At 65.1% G+C, this 20,103-nt stretch carries 20 protein-coding genes; 4 read left to right on the plus strand and 16 right to left on the minus strand.

The annotated features are described in order from the left end of the window. Positions 1–6: 6 nt before the first annotated feature. Genes EV580_RS18455 through EV580_RS18480 form a run of 6 tightly spaced genes read right to left on the minus strand, consistent with a single transcriptional unit; the run spans position 7 to position 6,936 of the window. A complete protein-coding gene (locus EV580_RS18455; protein WP_133692647.1) occupies positions 7–1,284 on the minus strand; it encodes an ABC transporter substrate-binding protein in 1,278 nt (425 codons plus the stop codon). Beyond that, the gene (locus EV580_RS18460) at positions 1,281–2,612 is read right to left on the minus strand and encodes an alpha-glucosidase/alpha-galactosidase (RefSeq protein WP_133692648.1); all 1,332 of its coding nucleotides are present in this window, start codon (positions 2,610–2,612) and stop codon (positions 1,281–1,283) included. The genes EV580_RS18455 and EV580_RS18460 overlap by 4 nt, the downstream gene beginning before the upstream one ends. Further along, positions 2,609–3,523 (minus strand): DMT family transporter, encoded by a 915-nt coding sequence (locus EV580_RS18465; protein WP_133692649.1) that lies wholly within the window; start codon positions 3,521–3,523, stop codon positions 2,609–2,611. Before EV580_RS18465 ends, EV580_RS18460 begins: the two co-directional genes overlap by 4 nt. A gap of 7 nt (positions 3,524–3,530) precedes the next feature. After that, the gene (locus EV580_RS18470; protein ID WP_133692650.1) at positions 3,531–4,508 is read right to left on the minus strand and encodes an N-acetylglucosamine kinase; all 978 of its coding nucleotides are present in this window, start codon (positions 4,506–4,508) and stop codon (positions 3,531–3,533) included. A 2-nt stretch (positions 4,509–4,510) separates the two neighbouring features. Next, entirely contained in the window at positions 4,511–5,632 is a 1,122-nt protein-coding gene (locus EV580_RS18475) for an SIS domain-containing protein (RefSeq protein ID WP_133692651.1), read from the minus strand. Next, positions 5,629–6,936: a D-tagatose-bisphosphate aldolase, class II, non-catalytic subunit gene (locus EV580_RS18480; protein ID WP_255525396.1), complete on the minus strand. Its 1,308-nt coding sequence runs from the start codon at positions 6,934–6,936 to the stop codon at positions 5,629–5,631. Before EV580_RS18480 ends, EV580_RS18475 begins: the two co-directional genes overlap by 4 nt. Before the next feature lie 112 nt (positions 6,937–7,048). Here EV580_RS18480 and EV580_RS18485 point away from each other — a divergent pair, with 112 nt between their 5' ends. Further along, positions 7,049–7,834, plus strand: coding sequence for a DeoR/GlpR family DNA-binding transcription regulator (locus EV580_RS18485; protein ID WP_133692652.1), 786 nt, complete (start codon positions 7,049–7,051; stop codon positions 7,832–7,834). A gap of 2 nt (positions 7,835–7,836) precedes the next feature. On the opposite strand, the gene EV580_RS18490 is transcribed toward EV580_RS18485, so the two are convergent. Next, positions 7,837–8,673 (minus strand): class II fructose-bisphosphate aldolase, encoded by an 837-nt coding sequence (locus EV580_RS18490; protein WP_133692653.1) that lies wholly within the window; start codon positions 8,671–8,673, stop codon positions 7,837–7,839. Between the two features lie 53 nt (positions 8,674–8,726). Continuing rightward, a complete protein-coding gene (locus EV580_RS18495; protein WP_166654764.1) occupies positions 8,727–9,323 on the minus strand; it encodes a PaaI family thioesterase in 597 nt (198 codons plus the stop codon). Positions 9,324–9,424: 101 nt separating this feature from the next. Here EV580_RS18495 and EV580_RS18500 point away from each other — a divergent pair, with 101 nt between their 5' ends. Further along, positions 9,425–10,087 (plus strand): helix-turn-helix transcriptional regulator, encoded by a 663-nt coding sequence (locus EV580_RS18500; protein WP_133692654.1) that lies wholly within the window; start codon positions 9,425–9,427, stop codon positions 10,085–10,087. Here EV580_RS18500 and EV580_RS18505 read toward each other — a convergent pair. Further along, the gene (locus EV580_RS18505; RefSeq protein WP_133692655.1) at positions 10,084–11,790 is read right to left on the minus strand and encodes a 3-ketosteroid-delta-1-dehydrogenase; all 1,707 of its coding nucleotides are present in this window, start codon (positions 11,788–11,790) and stop codon (positions 10,084–10,086) included. The two genes, EV580_RS18500 and EV580_RS18505, sit on opposite strands and share 4 nt — an antisense overlap. Before the next feature lie 140 nt (positions 11,791–11,930). Between EV580_RS18505 and EV580_RS18510 the strand changes: the two genes are divergently transcribed. Then, positions 11,931–13,079, plus strand: coding sequence for a 3-ketosteroid-9-alpha-monooxygenase, oxygenase component (locus tag EV580_RS18510; protein WP_133692656.1), 1,149 nt, complete (start codon positions 11,931–11,933; stop codon positions 13,077–13,079). Next, entirely contained in the window at positions 13,079–13,357 is a 279-nt protein-coding gene (locus EV580_RS18515; RefSeq protein WP_133692657.1) for a ferredoxin, read from the plus strand. The genes EV580_RS18510 and EV580_RS18515 overlap by 1 nt, the downstream gene beginning before the upstream one ends. A gap of 15 nt (positions 13,358–13,372) precedes the next feature. On the opposite strand, the gene EV580_RS18520 is transcribed toward EV580_RS18515, so the two are convergent. From EV580_RS18520 to EV580_RS18550, 7 genes are all read right to left on the minus strand, one after another. After that, complete coding sequence (locus EV580_RS18520; protein ID WP_286171650.1) at positions 13,373–13,825, minus strand: nuclear transport factor 2 family protein; 453 nt, start codon at positions 13,823–13,825, stop codon at positions 13,373–13,375. A gap of 7 nt (positions 13,826–13,832) precedes the next feature. Further along, positions 13,833–14,909: a hypothetical protein gene (locus EV580_RS18525; protein ID WP_133692658.1), complete on the minus strand. Its 1,077-nt coding sequence runs from the start codon at positions 14,907–14,909 to the stop codon at positions 13,833–13,835. Between the two features lie 55 nt (positions 14,910–14,964). After that, positions 14,965–15,930: an alpha/beta hydrolase gene (locus EV580_RS18530; protein WP_133692659.1), complete on the minus strand. Its 966-nt coding sequence runs from the start codon at positions 15,928–15,930 to the stop codon at positions 14,965–14,967. 1 nt (position 15,931) lies between these two features. After that, entirely contained in the window at positions 15,932–16,795 is an 864-nt protein-coding gene (locus tag EV580_RS18535; protein ID WP_133692660.1) for an SDR family NAD(P)-dependent oxidoreductase, read from the minus strand. Continuing rightward, on the minus strand, positions 16,792–17,280 hold the full coding sequence (locus EV580_RS18540) for a polyketide cyclase (RefSeq protein WP_133692661.1): 489 nt from the start codon (positions 17,278–17,280) through the stop codon (positions 16,792–16,794). The genes EV580_RS18535 and EV580_RS18540 overlap by 4 nt, the downstream gene beginning before the upstream one ends. A gap of 63 nt (positions 17,281–17,343) precedes the next feature. After that, positions 17,344–18,912, minus strand: a complete 1,569-nt coding sequence (locus tag EV580_RS18545; RefSeq protein WP_133692662.1) for a fatty acyl-CoA synthetase — start codon at positions 18,910–18,912, stop codon at positions 17,344–17,346. Continuing rightward, positions 18,909–20,075 carry an acyl-CoA dehydrogenase family protein gene (locus tag EV580_RS18550; protein ID WP_133692663.1) on the minus strand — a complete coding sequence of 389 codons (1,167 nt, stop codon included), beginning with the start codon at positions 20,073–20,075 and terminating at the stop codon, positions 18,909–18,911. Before EV580_RS18550 ends, EV580_RS18545 begins: the two co-directional genes overlap by 4 nt. Between the last annotated feature and the right edge of the window lie 28 nt (positions 20,076–20,103).

A 20,103-nucleotide genomic window follows, 5' to 3' on the forward strand; every position in this document is an offset into this window, starting at 1 on the left:
GACTCCCTACTTCTCCGCGAGCTTCGCGTCGGCGGCCTGGGCGGCGGCGTCCAGGGCGGCCTGGGGCTGATCCTTGCCGAGCATGACAGACATGACGGCTTGACCGAGCGCTTCCGACACCGCCGGGTACTGCTCGACCTGCGGCCTGACGGTACGCACGTTCTTCAGGTTCTCGACGAACGCGGCGGTGCCGGGAACGTTCTTGTCCAGTTCGTCCAGTACGGCCTTGTCGTCACCGACCGACGCGCGGATCGGCAGATCGCCTGTGCCCAAAGAGAACTTCTTGACTTGTTCGGGCGCCGACAGCCACTTGACGAAGTCGATCGCGGCCTGCTTGCGCTTGTCGCCATTGTTGAATACCACCCAATTGTCGGGCCCGGCGATGGTCTGATGGCCGCCGCTCGAACCCGGGTAGGTGGGCATGACCTGGACGCCGTACTCGATGTCGGAGAGTTGGGACAGGTCCCACGGGCCGGTGACGAGCATGCCGATCTTGCCGCTGTTCATCAGTTTCGGCCCGTTCTCGTTGGTGGTGTCCAGGTAGAGCGACTTGTCGGTCACCGCCATCTGCTGCAGTGTCGTCAGCGCTCTGACGCCGGCCTCGGAGTTGAAGGCCGCCTTGGTGTTGTCCGAATTGAGGATGTCACCGCCGGCCTCCCACAGCATCGGAACGTAGTGCCACACCGTGTCTTCGCTGCCGTCGGCGGGGATCAGCCAACCGAACTGCCCCTTGGCGGGATCGGTCAGTTTGGCCGCTGCGGCACGGAAGTCGTCCCAGGTCCACTCCGGCGTCGGTGGTGCGACACCGGCGTCGGCGAACAGCTTCTTGTTGTAGACGATCGCCAGGTTGTCGACCAACGCGGGCACGCCGACGACCTTGTCGCCGACCGTCGCCGCCTTGCGCTCGGCTTCGTAGAAGTCGTCCCACTTCCAGTCGGGTTTGCGCACCTCGTCGGCCATGTTCACCAGCGAGGGGATCTTGGCGATGTTCGGCGACCAGGAGCCGAACATGTAGGCCACATCCGGTGCACTGTTGCCGCGCACCGCCGTCAGCACCTTCTGCAGCACAAGGTCATTCGACGAGTACAGCTCGGACACCTTCACGTCCGGATGTTCTTTGTTGTATTGCTCGACCAAGCTCTTGAACACCTCGCCCTCGGTGTCTTGATAGCCGTGCCACACCGAGATCTCGGTGGGGCCCGACGAGCCGCCACCACCACCGCACGCGGCGAGGACGACGGCAAGGATGGCGATCAGGGGGATGCACAACGTACGTCGAATCACAGTGACACTCCTTGGTTGGCCGAGCCGGGGGTGAAGCGAAGGGGCGGGGGGAGGAGATCGCCGTGTGCGGCGGTCAATTCGTCGCACAGCGACCAGATCTGTTCGACGGTCAGCGTTGCCGCGGTGTTGGGGTCGACCATGGCCGCGGCGCGGACCAGGCGCGGATCGCCATCGACGGCCGCGCGCACCGTCAGGTCCACCGGTCCGAGAAAACTGCGGTTGAGGGCGGCGCACTGCGGTGGCAGGTCGCCCACTTTCATCGGGTGCGCGCCGAGGGAGTCCACCAGCGTCGGCACCTCGACCGCGAGCCCGTCTGGCAGGTTGGTGATCAGGCCGTCGTTGATGACGTTGGCCGAGATGACCCTCGGGGTCCCGGTTTCCAGCGAGTGGATCACCTGAGGGGCATACTCCGTCGAACTGGTGTCGATCGGCAGCGGTTGACTGCCCGCCAATTCGGTTCGCACACGGTCGTATTCGGCGAGGTTGGCCTCGCTGATCGACACGTACTCACCGACGTTGATGCGCAGCCGTTCGATCTCGGCCGGGTTGTGCAGATACCAACCGACGTATTCGCTGCTGTGCTCGCTGGTTTCGGTGGGGTAGTAGCCCAGCCGCCGGTACATGTCGACCCGCACGCGCCTGCGCAGTTCGGGATCGGCCGCGATGCGTTCGTCCAGCAGCGGATAGAGATTCTCGCCGGCGCGTTCCCACCGGAGCACCCACGCCTGGTGGTTGACCCCGGCCGACCAGTAGGACACGTCGTCGTAGGGCACGCCGATGAGCTCGCACAACCCGACCATCGTCCAGTACACGGAGTGGCACAGACCCAGTACTTTGAGGTTCGGCGCGACAGCACGCAGGAACGAGATGTTCATCGCCATCGGGTTGGTGTAGTTCAGCAGCCAGGCATCGGGGCACACCTCGGCCATATCCCGCGCGATGCCGGCCAGAACCGGAAATGTCCGCAAGCCACGGAAGATTCCGCCGACCCCGATCGTGTCACCGATCGTCTGGTTGAGCCCGTAGCGCGCCGGGATCTCGAAGTCACGGACGGTGGCTTCATGCATGCCGACCTGGATGACGTTGATGACGTAGGTCGCGCCATCGAGAGCGCGGCGCCGATCAAGGGTGGCGACGATCTCGGGATCGACGCCCGCCGTCGTGGCGGTGGCCCGGGCGATCGCCTCGGCGGTGTGTAGTCGCTCGCTGTCGATGTCGTGCAAGACCACTCGTGTCGATCCCAGCTCCGGGAACGACAGGATGTCGCCGAGCAGTTCGCGGGTGAACTCGACGCTGCCCGCCCCGATGATGACGACGGTGGGTTTCATCGCACCGCCTCGGTGAGCGACTCGCCGCGCTTCTCGTCGGCGTAGACCATGAGCGTCGAGCCGACAAGTGCGAGGACGATGCCGATTGCCCCGTACGGCGTGGGCAGCGTCTGATAGGCGACGAGTGAGATGACCACGGTGAGCGCGGGCGCAAGGGCATTCGTCGTCGGCGCGACGATCGACGCCTTCCCGCGGGCCAAGGCCATCACCAGGAACAACGCCCCGATCGCGTTGAGCACCTGGGTGGCTGCCGTCAATGCGGGTGCCTGCCAGGGAAAGTCGGTCGGAATTCCGCCGAGCGAGATCAGTGCGACCGGGATGAGGATCAGCCCGCTGATCGTCATCCATCCGAACGTGGTGGCCTCGTTGATACCGATCGTCGCGGTTTTGCGCATGAAGTATGCCTGTACGCCCCACGCCACGCAGATCAGGATCGACAGCAGCAGCCACGGACCCGACGACCCCTCGGAGTCGCCGCCGGTGACGGTGAACAGGACGATCGCCGCCAATGCAAGGATGAGACCGACTACGGCGAGCGGTGAGATACGTTCGCGCAGAAGGACCATCGCCATGATGACGGTGATCGCGGGGGAGATGGAGACGATCGGGAAGATGAGGTAGGCCGGACCCATGGTCAGTGCCTGAAACAGGATCAGCTGGCCGCCCGCACCGGTGAGTCCGATCAGCAGGCCGTAGATGGCGGCGGCCGGGCGACGGTCCCACTGCTGACCGCGGAGCGCGAACGCGGCGGGGATGATCATCGTCAACGCCCAGATGCTGTAGATCATCTCGTCGGGGTAGCCGTACTTCGACGACGGCAGGGCGGAGAACGCGCCCCAGACACCCCAGAACAGGATGAGCAGGGTCGCGTAGAAGATCCAACTTCGGGTCCGCGTTGCGGTCGTGGTCATGGTGACGTCACCTCGTCGGGTTGTTGTCGGAAAGATGTTGCACGGCAGCCGGGCTCAGCGGATGTCCGCTGTGCTTGGCGGCGTAGAGCGCGCCGCCCACCGCGGGGTCGAGCCGGGGAGTCTGCAGGCCGTAGCTGGCCGAGGAGTTCTGCAACGTGGTGACGAACTGCGCGAGAAAGCCGGCATTGGAGAACATTCCGCCCGAGTAGGACACCGGAACTGTCTCCTCGGAGGTGAATCCCACCAGCGCGCGGGTCGTTTCGATCAGCACCACGAGCTCATCGACCGCCGCATTCAGAATGCGTGCCGACGTGGCATCACCCGACTCCGCGGCCTCGCAGACCGTTGTGGCCAGTGCGGCGATCTTGCTGCGGTTGCCCTTCCAGGTGTCGATGACCAGGCTGACGACGTCGAGATCGCCGGAGACCTCGAGACGGGCCCTCATCAGCCCGTGCAGCGGGCCTTGGGCCAACCTGCCGTCGCTCATCCGGGAGAATGCGTTGAGGCCTTGGGTGGCAATCCAATACGCGGAGCCCTCGTCGCCGAAGAGTTCACCCCAGCCACCGACGCGATGGCCGACGCCGAGGCGTTCGCCGTACGTCATCGAGCCGGTTCCGCTGATGACGTTGATGCCGTCTTCGCCGGCAAGCGATCCGGCCCAGCCGCAGACCATGTCGTTGTCGCAGCTGTAGCGGTCGTGGCCGAGCACGCCCGCTGGGACTCTGTCGAGCTGTTCGATGTCGCTGCTGGCTTCGCCGTAGCCGGGCAGTCCGAAGAAGGCGGCGTCGATGTCGGCCGTCTCGATTCCCGCCTGCCCGCAGACCTCCGTAACACCTTGCGCGAGCGACTTTTCGACGATCTCGAAGCCGTCGTTGAAGTAATACGACGTGGGCGCCGTCGCCCGGGCAAGGACGCGACCGCTGTCGTCGATGAGCGCCAGCGCCGTCTTCGATCCGCCGCCGTCGACCCCGAGATATCTGGCCATGGCTACCGTCCGTTCTGCGTCATCGGATAGATCGTGACGCCTTGTACAACGCGATTGACCTCACCCGAGGGGAAGGGGTTGTCCGGTGTCTTGCCGTGTTCGAGCGCGGTGAACAACGCGAGATACTGCGCGAACACCAGATAGGGCAATGCGATGAGGGCGTCGTCGAGCCCGTCGAGGCCTGACAACACGAGAGCGTCGGGGATGGCGGCGCTGCTGATCACCGTGACGGCGTCAGTGCCCAGTTGCGCGCGGATCTCGGCGACGATGTCGAGGTCGTAGCGCTGGGTGTACGGGTCGGCGGAGACGTAGACGATGGCGAGCGTGTCGCCGTCGAGTGCCGACTTCGGCCCATGCCGGAAGCCCAGTGGTGAATCGAAATAGGTGACGACTTCGCCGGCCGTCAGTTCCAGCATTTTCAGCGCGGATTCCCGCGCCAGTCCGGCCAGCGGTCCGCTGCCGAGGTAGAAGAAGCGCTGTTTCTTGGCCTGGGCGAGGGCCTTGATATCGGCCTGCCGGCCTGCCAGCTGCTCGGCCGCCCGGGCCAGCGCCTCACCGTCTTCGGCGGTCGCGGGTCCCAGCAGTCGAAGGCACGTCAACAGCATCGAGGTCAGGCTCGACGTCATCGCAAAGCCGGTGTCGTTGGTGCGCTCCGGTGTCGCGACAACGCGCGATCGCGACCGGCCGCCATGCGCCCTGCCGAGCGCGCCGTCGGCGTCGCAGGTGATCACCAGATGCCAGACGTCGTCGATGAGTTCGTCGGCGAGCGCGGTCGTGGCGACACTCTCCGGGCTGTTTCCGGACCGGCCGAAAGACACCATCAGCGTCGGAGTTGTCGGTTCGAGGTAGTCCAGTGGGCTGGCGACGATGCTCGTGGTGGGGATCGCGTCGACGCGACGGCCGAGATGGCGCCGGAGGGCGGCGGCCGCGATCTCGCCGATGAAGGCCGAGCTGCCGGCCCCGGTCAAGATGATTCGGAGATCGGAGCGCGCGGTGAGATCGCTCAGGAATCCATCGACGGCTGGGTCGCTGCGCATGGCGACCTCGCGCCAGACATCGGGCTGCTGGCCGATCTCGAGAATCGTTGCGCCGCCGTCTTCTTGGGCCGGTACGGCGTGTGTCATGCGGTCACTCCACTCACTGCTCGGGCGTAGGGACGCATCGCGTCGCGGATGCGATCGATCACGAGCGACTGAGCGGTCGGCTCGATGTCGCCGGCGCGGATCCGGTCGTACTGGTTGGGCAGGAACTGGCTGACGAGCGGCAACGGAATCCCGACGCGGTCGAGGTTCTCCAGCAGGGTGCGGCGTGCGGCGTCGACCTCGTCATCGGCCCAGTAGTAGCGCAGCCGGTCGCTGTAGCTGTAGCGCCGTGCCATTCGCTGAGTCTCCGGGTCGCCCTCGTAGTAGCCCTGCCAGTACCCCGGGCTGGCGAGCATGCGGCGCTCCAGGACCTCGATCAGGTTCGATCGCTCAGGCTGCGGAACGACCTCGTTCTCGATCATGGCGAGGGCGAACAGAGCTTCGCGCATCGCGAACGTCAGCCCCGGTCCGACCTTCAGCACGGCCCAGTGGTCTTCGACCAGTTCTTTGAGTTGCGCCGGGCGCTGGTAGTCGGTGGAGTGCGCCTCGAAGACCAGAAACTTCTGGTCGTCGAGAACATGCCGCAGATCCGCGGTGGCATGGTGTCGGTAGTCGATGACCTGCAGGTGGTCGAATTCGACGCCGGGCTGCACGACCAGCGCCATGACGCGTGACCAGACGTGGTCGAGTCCCTGATCGGCGAAGGCAACGCGGTGCGCGGCAATGGTCCGGCGAGCCCGGTCGGCCGGTGTCGGGGTGAGGACACCGAGGGTCTCGTGCGCGCCGCCCGGAACCGGTACTTCGGTGCCGATGACGTAGGTGGGGGGCTGGATACCTGTGACGTGGGCGGTGTCCTCGGCGATCCGCATCAGCCGGGCGGTGCGTTCGGCGACGACGGTGTCGTCGAGGACTTCTGGGTCGTCGGCACAGGACATGCTGCAGTCGAGGTGAATCTTGGTGTAACCGGCCTGGACATAGGCGACGATGAGTGTGTCGGCCTTTTCCATTGCGGCGGCTGCGGTTTCGTGTTGCCAGCGGTTGGGGCCGAGATGGTCGCCGCCGAGGACGACGCGCTCGCGCGGAAATCCTTGTCGGTCGGCGATCTCGAATACGAGGTCGCGGAACTCGGGCGGACGCATCCCGGTGTAGCCGCCGAATTGGTCGACCTGATTCGACGTGGCCTCGATGAGCACATGAGTGCCATCGGCGGCGGCCTGCACGATGGCCGCCTCGACGACAGTGGGGTGTGCCGAGCACACGGAGTAGACGCCGACCGCGTCGCCGGACTTGTGCCGGTGAATCGTGTCGGTCAGCCAGCTCGTCCGCTGCCCGGACATTTGCAACATTGGTTGATCATGGGAAGCTCGCTCAGAGTGCGCAATGCAACGCCGTCAAGTGATCACTAAAACTGATCGTTTGACCGAACGCACTGACTGCTTGTCGAAGGAGGGCGCCGCCATGTCGATCAGACGCACCGACCGGATGCGCGAGGTGCTGTCGCTTCTGCGTTCGCGCGGCGAGGTCGATTCGCAGGTTCTTCGCGCTGAATTGCGGGTGTCGGCCGCCACGCTCCGTCGCGATCTGAGCGAGCTCGAGGAACAGGGGCTTCTGGTCCGGACCCACGGCGGGGCCCGGGCACTCGACCCCAGCGGCAGCGAGATTCCGGTGCGGCTGCGGGATCACCGGACGATCGCCATCAAACGGCGGATCGCGCAGCATGCCGCCGCATTGGTGCCTGCCGGCCCCCAAGCGGTGGCGTTGACCGGCGGCGTCACCACCGGCGAGGTTGCGCGATCGCTCAAGGGCCGCCCACAGATGACGATCGTGACGAATTCCCTGACGATCGCCGCTGATTGCGCCGTCGACGCTCACATGAAGGTGATCGTGACAGGCGGTCTGGTACGGGCGAATTCGTTGGAAGCGGTCGGCCCGATGTCTGAGCACGCGTTCCAGGTGATCAACGTGGGCACCGCGGTGCTTGGTGCCGACGGGATGTCGGCGGAGGTTGGGGCGACCACGTTCGACGAGGCCGAGGCGCGTACGGCGATGGCGATGGCCGCCAGCGCGCAACAGGTCGTCGTTGCCGTCGACGGCTCCAAGATCGGCAAGGTCACCCTCGCAAAGATGGTGACACTCAACGAGATTGACCACGTGGTCACCGACTCCACCGCAGATCCGGCTCAGTTGGAGCGGATCCTCGCCGCGGGCGTACGCGTGCATGTCGTCGAGGTGGGCGACGCCTGAGGCTACCCCTGGATCGCCGAGATCAGCGTCGACACCGCCTCGGCGATTGCATCGCGCGCCGGGGCGAGGTATCGGCGAGGATCGTTGACGCGTGGGTCGGCGGCCAGGTAATCACGTACCGCGGCGGTGAAGCGGACGTTGAGCAACGTGCCCACATTGATCTTGGTGATTCCCGCCTCGACGGACTGGCGCAGATCGCTGTCCGGAACACCCGAAGAACCATGCAGCACAAGCGGAACCGGTATCGCCGCGCGCAGGCGCCTGATGAGATCGAAATCCAGGGTGGCGCTGCGCTCCGACATCGCGTGGGAGCTGCCCACCGCCACTGCCAATGCATCGACCCCCGTCGCCGCGACGAACTCGACGGCTTCGTCGGGGTCGGTGCGTACGCCCGGGGCATGTGCGCCGTCCTTGCCGCCGACCTCGCCGAGCTCGGCTTCCAGGAACATGCCTTCTCGATGTGCCCATTGCGCTGCGGCTTTCGTGGCAGCGACGTTGGCGGCATAGTCCAGGGTGGACGCATCGAACATGACGGACGACACGCCGGTGGAGGCGCATGCATGCAAGAGTCGGGCATCCTCGACGTGGTCGAGATGCACCGCGATGTCGACCGTTGCGGCATCGGCAACCGCGCAGGCCGCTGCGGCGATCGGCTGCAGCCTGCCGTGATGAAATTTCACGGCGTTCTCGCTGATCTGCAAGATCACCGGCCTGCCAACGTGTTCGGCTCCTGTGACGATGGCCTCGGCGTGTTCGAGCGTGATGACGTTGCAGGCGAGTATCCCCGAGCCCTCGCGGTAGGCGGCGGTGACGAGATCAGCGGTTCGAGCGAGCGGCATGTGCCTGTCCTATCAGCGCGGTGCGCTGGTGTCCAATACAGCTCTAGGTCGGGTCACACAGTCCGCGGGTGGATGAACACTCCCTCCGCACGCACGGTGACGCCGTCCGGGGTCGACAGATGCCCGACCGCGTAGGTCTTGGCTCCCTCGGTTCGGTCGACGTGGGCTTCGGCCCGTACCGGTCCGAGCCGGGTGCCCAACTCGTAACGCAGGGTGAGGGTTCCGGTGACTGCCGGCTTGCCCGGCTTGTGTGCTGTCGCGCCGAGAACGTGATCGAGCAGCAGCGCACAGATGCCGCCGTGCACCTGGCCCGGGGGGCCCTCATAGGCGGCGCCCAAGGTGACGTCCGCCCAGACACTTCCGTCCTCTTCGCGATGCACCAATAGGGGAGGGGCCAACGCGTTGCGCAAGCCGATGACCGCATTGCCCCATGCGCGGGGACGTCCATCGGCATCGTGTTGTACACCGAACGATTCCTGCCCCACGATGCTGCCGAGTTCGTCGACGGCCGCGTCGACGAAGCACTTCGCCGACGCGATGCGACCGGCATCGGCGTGGCTGCGGATGGTCAGATCGACGAGCCGGCGAACGGAGTCGGTCAGGGCTGCGTAGAGCGCCTCGGGTACCTCGTCGTCGCGATGGGTGGACACCTCTAGAACTGTTGGGCCGATGAAACGGCTGTGCAACACGGCCTCCCGGCCAGCGGTCGGTGAGATCTCACCCGCGTGACCTGGGTTGATACCCTTGTAGCGTGTCTGAACCCGAGTCGGCAGATCAGCCGTCGCTGTCCGCGACCGCGTGGGCGCTGCTCGGGATGCTCTCGTATGAGACCGAGCTCTCCGGTTATGACATTCGCAAGTGGATCGACTGGAGCATGCGGTACTACTACGGCAGCCCGGCGTTCAGTCAGATCTACTCCGAACTGAAGAAGCTCGAAAAGCTGGGTCTGCTCACCTCCCGAGTGGACGGCGACGGCCCGCGCAATCGGCGCCTGTACAAGATCACCTCCTCCGGTATGGACGCGGTGACGAGGTGGGCGCGCGAAGCTCCGGTGGAACCGCCGTCGCTCAAACACCCGGCGATCCTGCGCGTCACGCTGGGGCATTTGAGTGATCCCGCCTCGCTCAAGCAGATGCTGCAGGAGCACATCGCCTACATCGACACCATGCAGCGTGACGCGGCGAAGGAAGCAAAATGGGCCGCGGCCGATCCGTCCTGGGCGTACGCCAAGATCGCGCTGGACTGGGCAGATCGCTACTACTCGTCCGAGCGGGAACTGACGCTGAAACTGATCAAGGATCTCGACGAAGCGGAGGCCAACTTCCCGAAAGTTGGTGAGGGCGGCAAGATTCCGTGGCCGGATCCGGCTTATTGGTATGAGATCGAGCGCAGAGCCGACGCTGACGACGCTTAGGTCCGGGCGGCGGCGTCAAGGGCGGCGATGTAACCGAATACCAAGCCCTGCGCGATCGTCGCGCCTGCGCCTGGATAGGTGTTGCCGAACGCGTTGGCGGCGGTGTTGCCGATCGCGTACAGCCCGTTGATGACGGTCCCGTCTTCCCGGATGACGCGGGCGTGGTCGTCGGCGCGCAGACCGCCGCACGTTCCCAGATCACTCAGCACCATCTTCACCGCGTAGAACGGCCCCTTGACCAGCGGCCGCAGGTTCGGGTTCGGGGTGACGGTGGGATCACCGTAGTAGCGGTCGTATGCGCTTCGGCCGCGCTCGAAATCCGGATCCTCACCGGCGTACGCATGCTCGTTGAAGCGGGCTACCGTCGCGTGGAAGGTATCGGCGGGCACACCCATCTTCTGGGCCAGAGTGGTGAAATCGTCTGCTCGGACCGCGATTCCGGCGTCATACCAGCGTTGGGGGATCGGCATCCGCGGGAACAGTTCGGCCGCGAAGACGTAACTGTTGCGGTATCGCTGATCGAAGACGATCCACATGTTCTCCACCGGTGTTCCGGCCGCCTGCAGCGCCAGGATGCGCTGGCCGAAGCTCATGTAGTCGGTCGATTCGTTGGCGAACCGATGCCCGTTCTGGTCGACGATGAACGACCCGGGTAGCGACCGCTCGGCAAGCATCACCGCAGGGGCCCCACCGGGCAATGGCGCGACGGCGGGGAACCACCACGATTGGTCCATGAGCGCGGTGTCAGCGCCGATGTCCCCGGCGATGCGGATCGCGTCGCCGGTGTTCGATTCGGCACCCAGGCTGAAATTCGGCCCGAGGCTTTCGGATTGGAACTTCCAGCGCATCTCCATGTTGTGGTCGAAGCCGCCGGCCGCGAGCACGACGCCGCGCCGCGCGGTGATCGTGACGGTCTTACCGCCGTGTGCCACGACCGCCCCGGTGACGTCAGAGCCGTCCGTCACGAGTTCGGTGAGCTCCGTGTCGAGCCAGATCGGGATTCCGGCACGGATCGCACCGGCGAACAATCCGGCAGCCAGGGCTTGCCCGCCGGCCGCGTACCGCCTACCGAGCGCAAGACCGCCGACGCCCTGAGCGAGCCGCTTGACGATGGTGGGGATTCCTTTGCGAGGGACCCGGCTCATGAGGTTCATCCAGCGGTAGTCCGCGCCGGTGGTCGGCATCGGGATGCTGGCCTCCATCACCCCGGGACGCAGATCGGGCAGGTGCTCGCCCAGCATCGCGGTGTCGAGTGGGCGGCATTCACAGGTGCGCCCAGCCGCCGAGCCACCGGGTTTCTCGGGGTGGTAATCGGAGTACTCCTTGGCCCAGAACATCTTCATTGGTGTGGTGCGGCGCAGCATGTCGATCGTCGCGGGCAGCCGCTTGAGAAACGCTGCCGACCTCTCGCGCGGCGCGGAGCCGGCAACGACAGCGTCGAGGTAGGTCTGGGCCCGTGGAGCGGAGTCGACGCCGCCGCATTCTTCGATCACGCGGCTGGACGGAAACCACAGGGCACCGCCGGAGCGGGCGGTCGAACCGCCCACGCGTGACGACTTTTCGACCACCAGCACCGACAATCCCTGCTCGTGGCCGGCCAGCGCAGCGGCGAGTCCGGTGCCGGACCCGACGACGAGGAGATCCACCTCGGTGTCGGCGATGGCCAGGCCGGTCGGGACAGTGTTGTGGCTGGTAGCGGTCACAATTACCGACGATAAGGCCGGATGAGCGAAATTTGAATCCCGCCTCCCTTTGAGCGGAACGCAGACGTCCGGGCGGCATTTCTGCGACGTTGAATGGTGACATCACGCCGCGCATCCATCGATCGAAGGACGGACGCAAGATGACGACGCATTCCGAGGCCGACGAAGTTCGGTTGATCGAGGCAGGGTCGGTGCCCGCCCGCTTTGCCCGGGGATGGCACTGCCTGGGCCTGGTCCGCGATTTCAGTGACGGGAAGCCGCATCAGATCAACGCTTTCGGTCAGAAACTCGTGGTGTTCCGTAGTGGAGACGGCGCCATCAACGTGCTCGACGGGTACTGCCGCCACATGGGTGGCGACTTGTCGCAGGGCACGGTGAAGGGCAACGAGATCGCCTGCCCGTTCCACGACTGGCGGTGGGGCGGAGACGGCAAGTGCAAGCTGGTGCCCTACAGCAAGCGCACTCCGCGGTTGGCGCGCACGGCGTCGTGGCCGACCCTCGAGCAGGACGGGATGCTGTTCGTCTGGAATGACCCGGAACGCAATGCGCCGCCGGCAGATGTGACGATCCCGCGCATCGAGGGCGCCGGCAGCGACGACTGGACTGATTGGCATTGGTACACCACCGTGGTGCACACCAACTGCCGGGAGATCATCGACAACGTCGTGGACATGGCGCACTTCTTCTACATTCACGGATCGCTACCGACCCACTTCAAGAACATCTTCGAGGGCACCGTCGCGACGCAGTACATGAACAGCGCCGGGCGTCCCGATATCGGGGAGCCCGGCGAGACGCAGATGCTGGGAACGACGTCGGTAGCGTCGTACTACGGTCCTTCGTTCATGATCGACGATTTGACCTACCACTACACCGATGTCGACCACCACACGGTTCTGATCAACTGCCACTATCCGATCGACGCGAATTCTTTTGTGCTGCAATACGGAATCATCGTCAAGAAGTCGGCCGAGCTGCCGGACGACCTTGCGATGCAGACGGCGATCGGTCTCGGGGACTTCGTGAAGATGGGCTTCGAGCAGGACGTCGAGATCTGGCGCAACAAGACCCGGATCGACAATCCGCTGCTGGTGGAAGAGGACGGGCCGGTGTACCAACTGCGGCGGTGGTACGAGCAGTTCTATGTCGACGTCGCCGATGTCAACCCAGACATGGTGGACCGCTTCGAGTTCGAGCTCGACACCACGCAGCCCACCGCGGCGTGGATGAAGGAAGTGGAAGCCAACCTGGCCACCCAGAAGGCGGCATCCGGGTCAGTGGGGGGATGATGACGGTCCGCCCCGACATCCGGCTCGACGACGCGCCGATGGTCCCGGTGACGTGTGTGCGCTGTGGCGCCGGCGTGCAGGTCCGAAAGAGCAGCTGGAATCAGACCAGCGTGCAGTGGACTGCCCCCGCCTTAGAGCGGTGCGAAGAGCGTTGTAGTGCAACTCAATTAGCGGAGAACGGCGCCGGGGGCGTGTTTCTGGCCTGCTCAGCGCTCGGCGGCTCGATCGTCGATGCCGTGAAGGCGGGGTCGGTACCGGTTCTCGACAACACTCTCTGATCGACTGAGGGGCAGTCAGCGAGACTTCGCCTCGAACACCTCAAGCGTGCCGACGAACCCGCGATTGATCTTCACCCGCTCGACCAGCTGCCAGGATCCGTCGGCCGCTCGCCGCCAGGTGTCGCGGTAATCGCCGAGGGTGTACATCCGGGTCGCTGGATCGTTGGTCGAGTCCAGGTGAACGTCGCGGATGTAGGCCCGGCTGGTGGCCCGATCGCCCGATATGTCGATCACGATATTGCCGAGCAGGTGCTGGGTGACTCCGCAGTTGTCCAAGTAGCCGCGGACGAGGCCGATGACAGCGGAGCGTCCAGCCACCCGTCCGGTGCCGAAGTCACCTTCGGCATCGTCGGCAAGGATGCGCCCCACCGTGTCCCAGTCGCGTTCATCCATCGCACGCGCAAACAGGATCAGCGCCCGCTCGATGGCTCGTTCGTCGAGCAGAAGCGTCAGAGAGTCGGAATCCACCGGGTCATTATGCGAACTGAAAAGCACTCACCGGGGCTTCATCGGGATAACTGGTCGGTCCGCCGAGATCGTAGGCGGCGTTGAGCGCTCCGATGAACGCTGGATCGTGCAACGGTTCGCCCGGCACGTCCAGCGTGATGCCCTTGCCCTTGAGGTCGTCGACCATCATTCCGATCGCGCCCTCGATCGTGATGTCGTCGGTGCCGTCCATGTTCTTCTTCAGTTCGTCGAAGTCGGAGAACACTTCTGCCGACCAGTGCACGAGGAACCGCAACTCGTCGGTGTGGTGGCGCGCGATGACGTCGTCACCGTTCTTGAGCAACCACTGATCCCGGTCGGCAGGGTCGCCGGCAAAGACGGTGTCGAATTGGAGGCCGGCCGGAATCTGTTCATCCAGGGGACCATTGGCCTCACCACGGTGCATCATCATTTCGTTCTGTACGACGACGCCGCGGTTGTTGATCGGCGGCAGGACGCGCGCGGGCGGCTTGAGAGGGCCGTCGGGCCAGTAGGTGAAGCCGGATCCTTCGTCGAGCGAGAACCACGTGATGACCTGGGCCATCTTGATCAGGTAATCGGTGAACAGCCCGGACTTACCCATCACGCTGCACAGCCAGGTCGGAGCATTCGAGTGGCGCACGCCGCGGAAGCTGGGCGAGTCCAGGTGTCCGGGGTCGCGATTCGCGCATGGGCCGTTGATGTTGAAGAGCATCATCTCCGGCTTGGCGTACTGCGCATTCCAGTAGCTCTTGGCGTGCTCGATGAAACCGGCGTTGTAGAAGCAATCGTGCAGTTCCGGGTACAGCACGGTGCCGTATTCGGCGAGGTAGCCGCGGAAGGTCGGAGTCAGGAACAGATCCAGCGACGGCGTGAAGCCCTCTGGGAACGCGCCACTCATGGTGGCCATCAGTTCGTCGGCCGAGGCGAAATGCTGAGCGATGATGAGCTTCCAGGGGCCCTCATGGTGGACGACGTCGAGCAGTCGCCGACGCTGATCGGCGGTGTAGATGTCGGTGAGCTCGCGCGGCGGGGCCACCGGCCGCAGGATGTCGGACAGTTCCAGACGATGCTCATCGGTCAGCATGATGATCTCCTTGGATGGTGAGGTCTTCGATTGTGGGCAGCGCCAGGCCGGATGATCAGCTCAGGGTCCGTTGATCGGGAGATTCGTTGCGAAGATGGACAAATTTGGCGCGAAGCAACGCGCCGATCTCGGAGATCGCCAAGCGACCGCGTGCCGTCGCATCAGAACGCATCAGAAAGCCGTGATACATACCGGGATAGCGGGTCAGGGTGGTCTGCACGCCGGCGTCACGCAGGCGGTGTGCGTAGCGTTCTCCCCAGTCCCGAATCGGGTCACACTCACCGGTGACCATGATGGTCGCTGGAAGGCCGGCCAAATCGTCTGCGTAGGACGGGATTTGGTAGGCATCGTGCGGCGCCCCGACTCCGCGATCGACGAGTTCGTGCATGTACAGGATGTCGTCGTGACGCAGCAAGGGCGCGTCCGGCATGGAGGTGATGGACTCCGCACCCATGTCGCGGTCCAGGCCGGGATACAGCAGCACCTGAGCGCAGATCCTGGGTCCGCTGTGGTCGCGGGCGGCCAGCGCTACGGCGGCCGCCAATGATCCGCCGGCGCTGTCACCGACGATCGCCAGTCGCCGCCCGTCGAGGCCGAGGCTGTTGGCTTGGGCGGCAACCCATTCCGTAGCGGCGTAGGCGTCGTCGAACTGCGCAGGAGGCGGTGACTCGGGTGCGAGCCGGTACTCGACGGCGACGACCGCTGCGCCGCTGGCATGGGCCAATTCCCGTGCCAGCGGTTCGAACGAATGGTTGCTGCCCATCACCAACCCGCCGCCGTGCAGATATACCAGCACCGGCGGGTCCGGCTCGGCGGTGGGCCGGTAGAGCCGCAACGGGATCGGGCCGGCCGGGCCGGGAGCTGCCACGTCGAGGATTTCGGCCATCGGTGGCATATCGGGCAGCGGTGCGGATTCGAGTCCGGCCCGAACCGCGGCCAACCCTCGAATGCGCATCGCGACCGGCTCGCCGAATGAGGCGACGCGGGCTGCGGCGTCGGGATCGAGCTGGGGCATTCGCATGTCAGTGCTGGGCTGGGTCGAAGCGGCGTTGCGAGCGCAGTTGCGGCGCTTCTTGATTCGTCAACACGCGGGCCCGTTCTGCCATCGCCGATCCGACATAGTCGGGTTGGGTGAGCAGATAGAACCGGTTGTCCGCGGCTTGTTCGAAGACCACGTCGGCGGCGCTCAGCGGGTCCATGGCTTCGGCCTTGATCTCGAGCATCGCGGTCCGTTGTGCTTCGGCGGCACCGGTGTCACCGGAGTGCACTCCGCCGGCGGAGGAGAAGATATTGGATGCCACGGCACCTGGCAGCACTGCTTGGACATGCACATGGTGGCCGTGACCGGCGGCTTGCACCTCGAGGTGCAGACACTCGGTCAATGCGAGCACCGCGTGCTTGCTCATGATGTAGGGCGCTTGAAGGGGAACCACCGCGACGCCGCCGATCGAGGACAGATTCCACACCCACGCCGGCGCGTCGGTCGCCATCATCCGCGGCAGGAAGGCCCGAATTCCGTTGAAGACGCCGCTGATGTTGATGTCCACGACCCGCTGCCAGTTGTCCACCGGGGTGTCCCAGAGGTAACCGAACTGTTCGACTCCGGCGTTGTTGACCAGCAGTCGGACATCACCGAGCTCGCGGTAGACGTCGTCGGCCAGAGCTTGGACGGCATCGGCGTCGCGTACGTCGCACACCGCGTCGATCGCCGATCCGCCTGCCGCAGTGAGCTCTGTGCGAAGCGCTGCCACCGCTGCGGCGTCGATGTCGGCCAGCACCACGGTCATGCCCAAAGAACTGGCGTGACGGGCCAACCCGGCACCGATCCCCGCGCCGGCACCGGTGATGACTGCGACGCCGCCGCCGAAGATCTCGCGAGCGGTCACGCCGGTTGGGTACTGATCGCCGAATTGGCCGCGTGCTGTTCGAACGGAATCGAATCCTCCGCATCGAGCACCACGGTCATCGACGTGAAAACAAGCCCCTCGTTTGAGCGGCGGATGCCGACGTCGACGAGCCCGCTCGAGACCGCGAACGGGACGTTGTTCGTGATCTGGTTGACGAACAGATAGAACCGGACGGAGGTCACGTCACCGTCGACACCCGTGCGAAAGATGTTGGTGGCGTGGTGCCGGCACGGGTACGGGTTCTCGTTGCGGTGAGCGGTCAGCCAGGCGAGCGTTTCGGCCTTGCCGTGCAGTTCGGCTGCCAGCAGATGCTCGAACGGGCAATTCCCCGAGTCGGACCTGCTCAGGTATTCCATCTCGTCGCCGAGGCGGACACCGATTTCGTCGAAGTGACCCTGGTCGTAGTGGTACCAGAAACCGGCGATGAATTCCTGAACCTCGGGCGCAGTGATCTCGTTGCTCATACACCTGAGTCAACTCGCGTTCACAAGGGGAAAGAACATTGCTGCCCGTTCAGTGGAACACCGTCAAACCGGCAGGCTGAACCGTTCCCGGAGATCGCGCTTGAGCAGCTTTCCACTCGGGTTCTTCGGTAGCTCGCTGACGAAGAAGACGTGCTTGGGGGTCTTGAATCCGGCAAGGTGCGTCCGGCAGTGGGCGAGTACCTCGTCCTCGGTCAACGCCGCACCCGCGCGCGGAACCACAGCGGCAACCACGGCTTCCACCCAGACGGGGTGCGCCAGCCCGAACACCGCGGCCTCCTCGACACCGGCGTGCAGATAGAGCACCTCCTCGACTTCGCGGCTGGCCACGTTCTCTCCGCCGGTCTTGATCATGTCCTTCTTCCGGTCCACAACATGGAGGAAGCCGCCGTCGTCGTAAAAGCCGAGATCGCCGGAATGGAACCACCCGCCACGGAACGCGTCGGCCGTCTTCTGCGGGTCATCGAGGTAACCGAGCATGAGATGCGGGCTCCGATGGGCGATCTCGCCCACGATTCCGGGGGGCACCGGTTGATCGGCCTCGTCCAGGATGGCGGTCTCCACATTGAGAACCGGGCGTCCGGCGGCTCCCGCGTGGGCCTCCTGATCTGCCGGACCCAGCGCCGAGGCAAGCGGTGCGATCTCGGTTTGCCCGTAGAAGTTCCAGAGCGCGAGGTTGGGGAGTCGATGCCGGATCTCGTGCAGGATCTCCGTCGGCATCGCCGATGCTCCGTAATAGCCCTTCCGCAGGCTCGACAGATCCACCTGATCGAACACCGGGCTGCGCAACAGACTGATCCAGACTGTCGGGGGAGCGAAGTAGTTGGTCACCGTGTAGCGCTCGATCGTTCGCAACACGGTCTCGGGGTCGGGACGGGGAAGCAGGATGCTGGTCGCACCCAAGTACAGATCTGTCGCGAGGAAGTTGTCCAACTGCGCGCAGTGGTACAGCGGCAGCGAGTGGATCTCGACATCCTCGACAGCCATCGATCCCGCAGCAATCGAACTGACGTACTGCCACATCAGACTGCGGCTCGAGTGCATGACGCCCTTGGGCCGGGACTCCGTACCGCTGGTGTACATGATCCGGAGCACCTGATCGTCCGCGACATCCGGCGTCGGCGGGGGCGACGTCGTGGTGAGGCACTTCTCGAGGTCGGTCCACCCCGCCGGCACAGCGGATCCCGCCCTGGTGATCGCAATCCTCGTCGCGACCTCGCTGCCGTGGCGCATCGCGTCTTCGGCCACGGCGACGAGATCAACCTCGACGATGAAACCCGTTGCGCGACAGTGGCCCAGGATGTAGCCGATTTCTTCGGCGGTGAGCATGAAGTTCAAGGGCACCAGCACCACGCCAGCGCGCGCGGTGGCGAAGGCCAGCACCGCATACTGCCAGCAGTTGCGCGCCAGTAGCGCCACTCGGTCGCCGGCCCGTAATCCGTTGTCGGCCAGCGCTGCAGCGGCCCGGTCGACTAGCTGGTCGAACTCGGCGAACGTCAATGTCAGGTCACCGTCGACAATGGCGACTTTGTCGGGGTAGCGGCGGGCGGAGCGTCGCGGAATGTCTCCTAGGCCGTGAGCGCGCGCGGCGCGGACCACGTCGTCCAGGCTCACGCCGGCGCCTTGCCGGGGTCCAGCGCGAGGTCTCGGCCGATGATCTCCCGCATGATCTCAGACGTCCCGCCGTACACCCTGGTGACCCGGGCGTCGACAGCCGCCCGAGCGATCGGGTACTCCCGCATATAGCCGTAGCCGCCGAACAACTGCTGACAGCCATCGAGCACCCGAAACTCCATTTCGGTCGCCCACAGCTTGGCCTTCGCCGCATCAGCGGCGGTCAAGAGCCCCGCGTTCAGCTGGATGACGCAGCGGTCGACGAACGCTTCCGCGACCTCGACCTCGGTGGCCGCATCGGCCAATGCGAATCGCGTGTTCTGCAGGGCGCCAATGGATTTGCCGAACGCGACACGCTCGCGCACGTAGTCGATGGTCCACTGCAATGCCGCGCGGGCCCGGCCCAGACTGCCCACTGCGATCTGCATGCGCTCCTGGGCGAGGTTGCGCATCAGGTATTCGAAGCCCCGGCCCACCTCACCGAGAACGTTCGCCTTGGGCACCGCCACGTCGGTGAACGACAGCTCTGAGGTGTCTTGGCAATGCAGGCCGAGCTTGTCGAGGTTGCGCCCGCGTTCGAACCCGGCCATACCGCGCTCGATCACCATCAATGTCAAACCCCGGTGGCGATCCGGCGAGGTGCGGACCGCCGTGATGACGAGGTCGGCGTTCTGCCCGTTGGTGATGAAGGTTTTGGCGCCGTTGACGACGAAATGGTCTCCGGCGTCGACGGCGCTGGTGCGGATGCCGGCCACATCGGAGCCGGCGCCGGGTTCCGTCATACCGATCGCGGCGATCAGCTCGCCCCGGACGAACCCGGGTAGCCACCGCTGCTGCTGTTCGGAGTTGCCGATGTCGGCAAGATAGGGCAGGCAGATGTCGTTGTGCACCGCGAAGCTCAGCCCGACGTTGCCCGCGTGGGCTGTCATGCACCGCTCGATGAGGATCTGGTTGTAGCGAAAGTCCTTGATGCCCAGGCCGCCGAACTGTTCGGGAGCCGCGAAGCCGAGAAGTCCGACAGCGCCCGCGGCCGCGAAGACCTCGCGTGGCGCGATACCAGCGTCTTCCCACGACTCGATGTGTGGGGCAATCTCCTTGGCGGCGAAATCGCCGGCCAGTTCGCCGAAGGCGAGGTGGTCGTCGTCGTAATGCATGCGCTGCATGGGCGCAACTCTAGGCGGGCGGCCGGCC

It is taken from the genome of Mycobacterium sp. BK086 (assembly GCA_004362315.1).
Lineage (GTDB): Bacteria > Actinomycetota > Actinomycetes > Mycobacteriales > Mycobacteriaceae > Mycobacterium.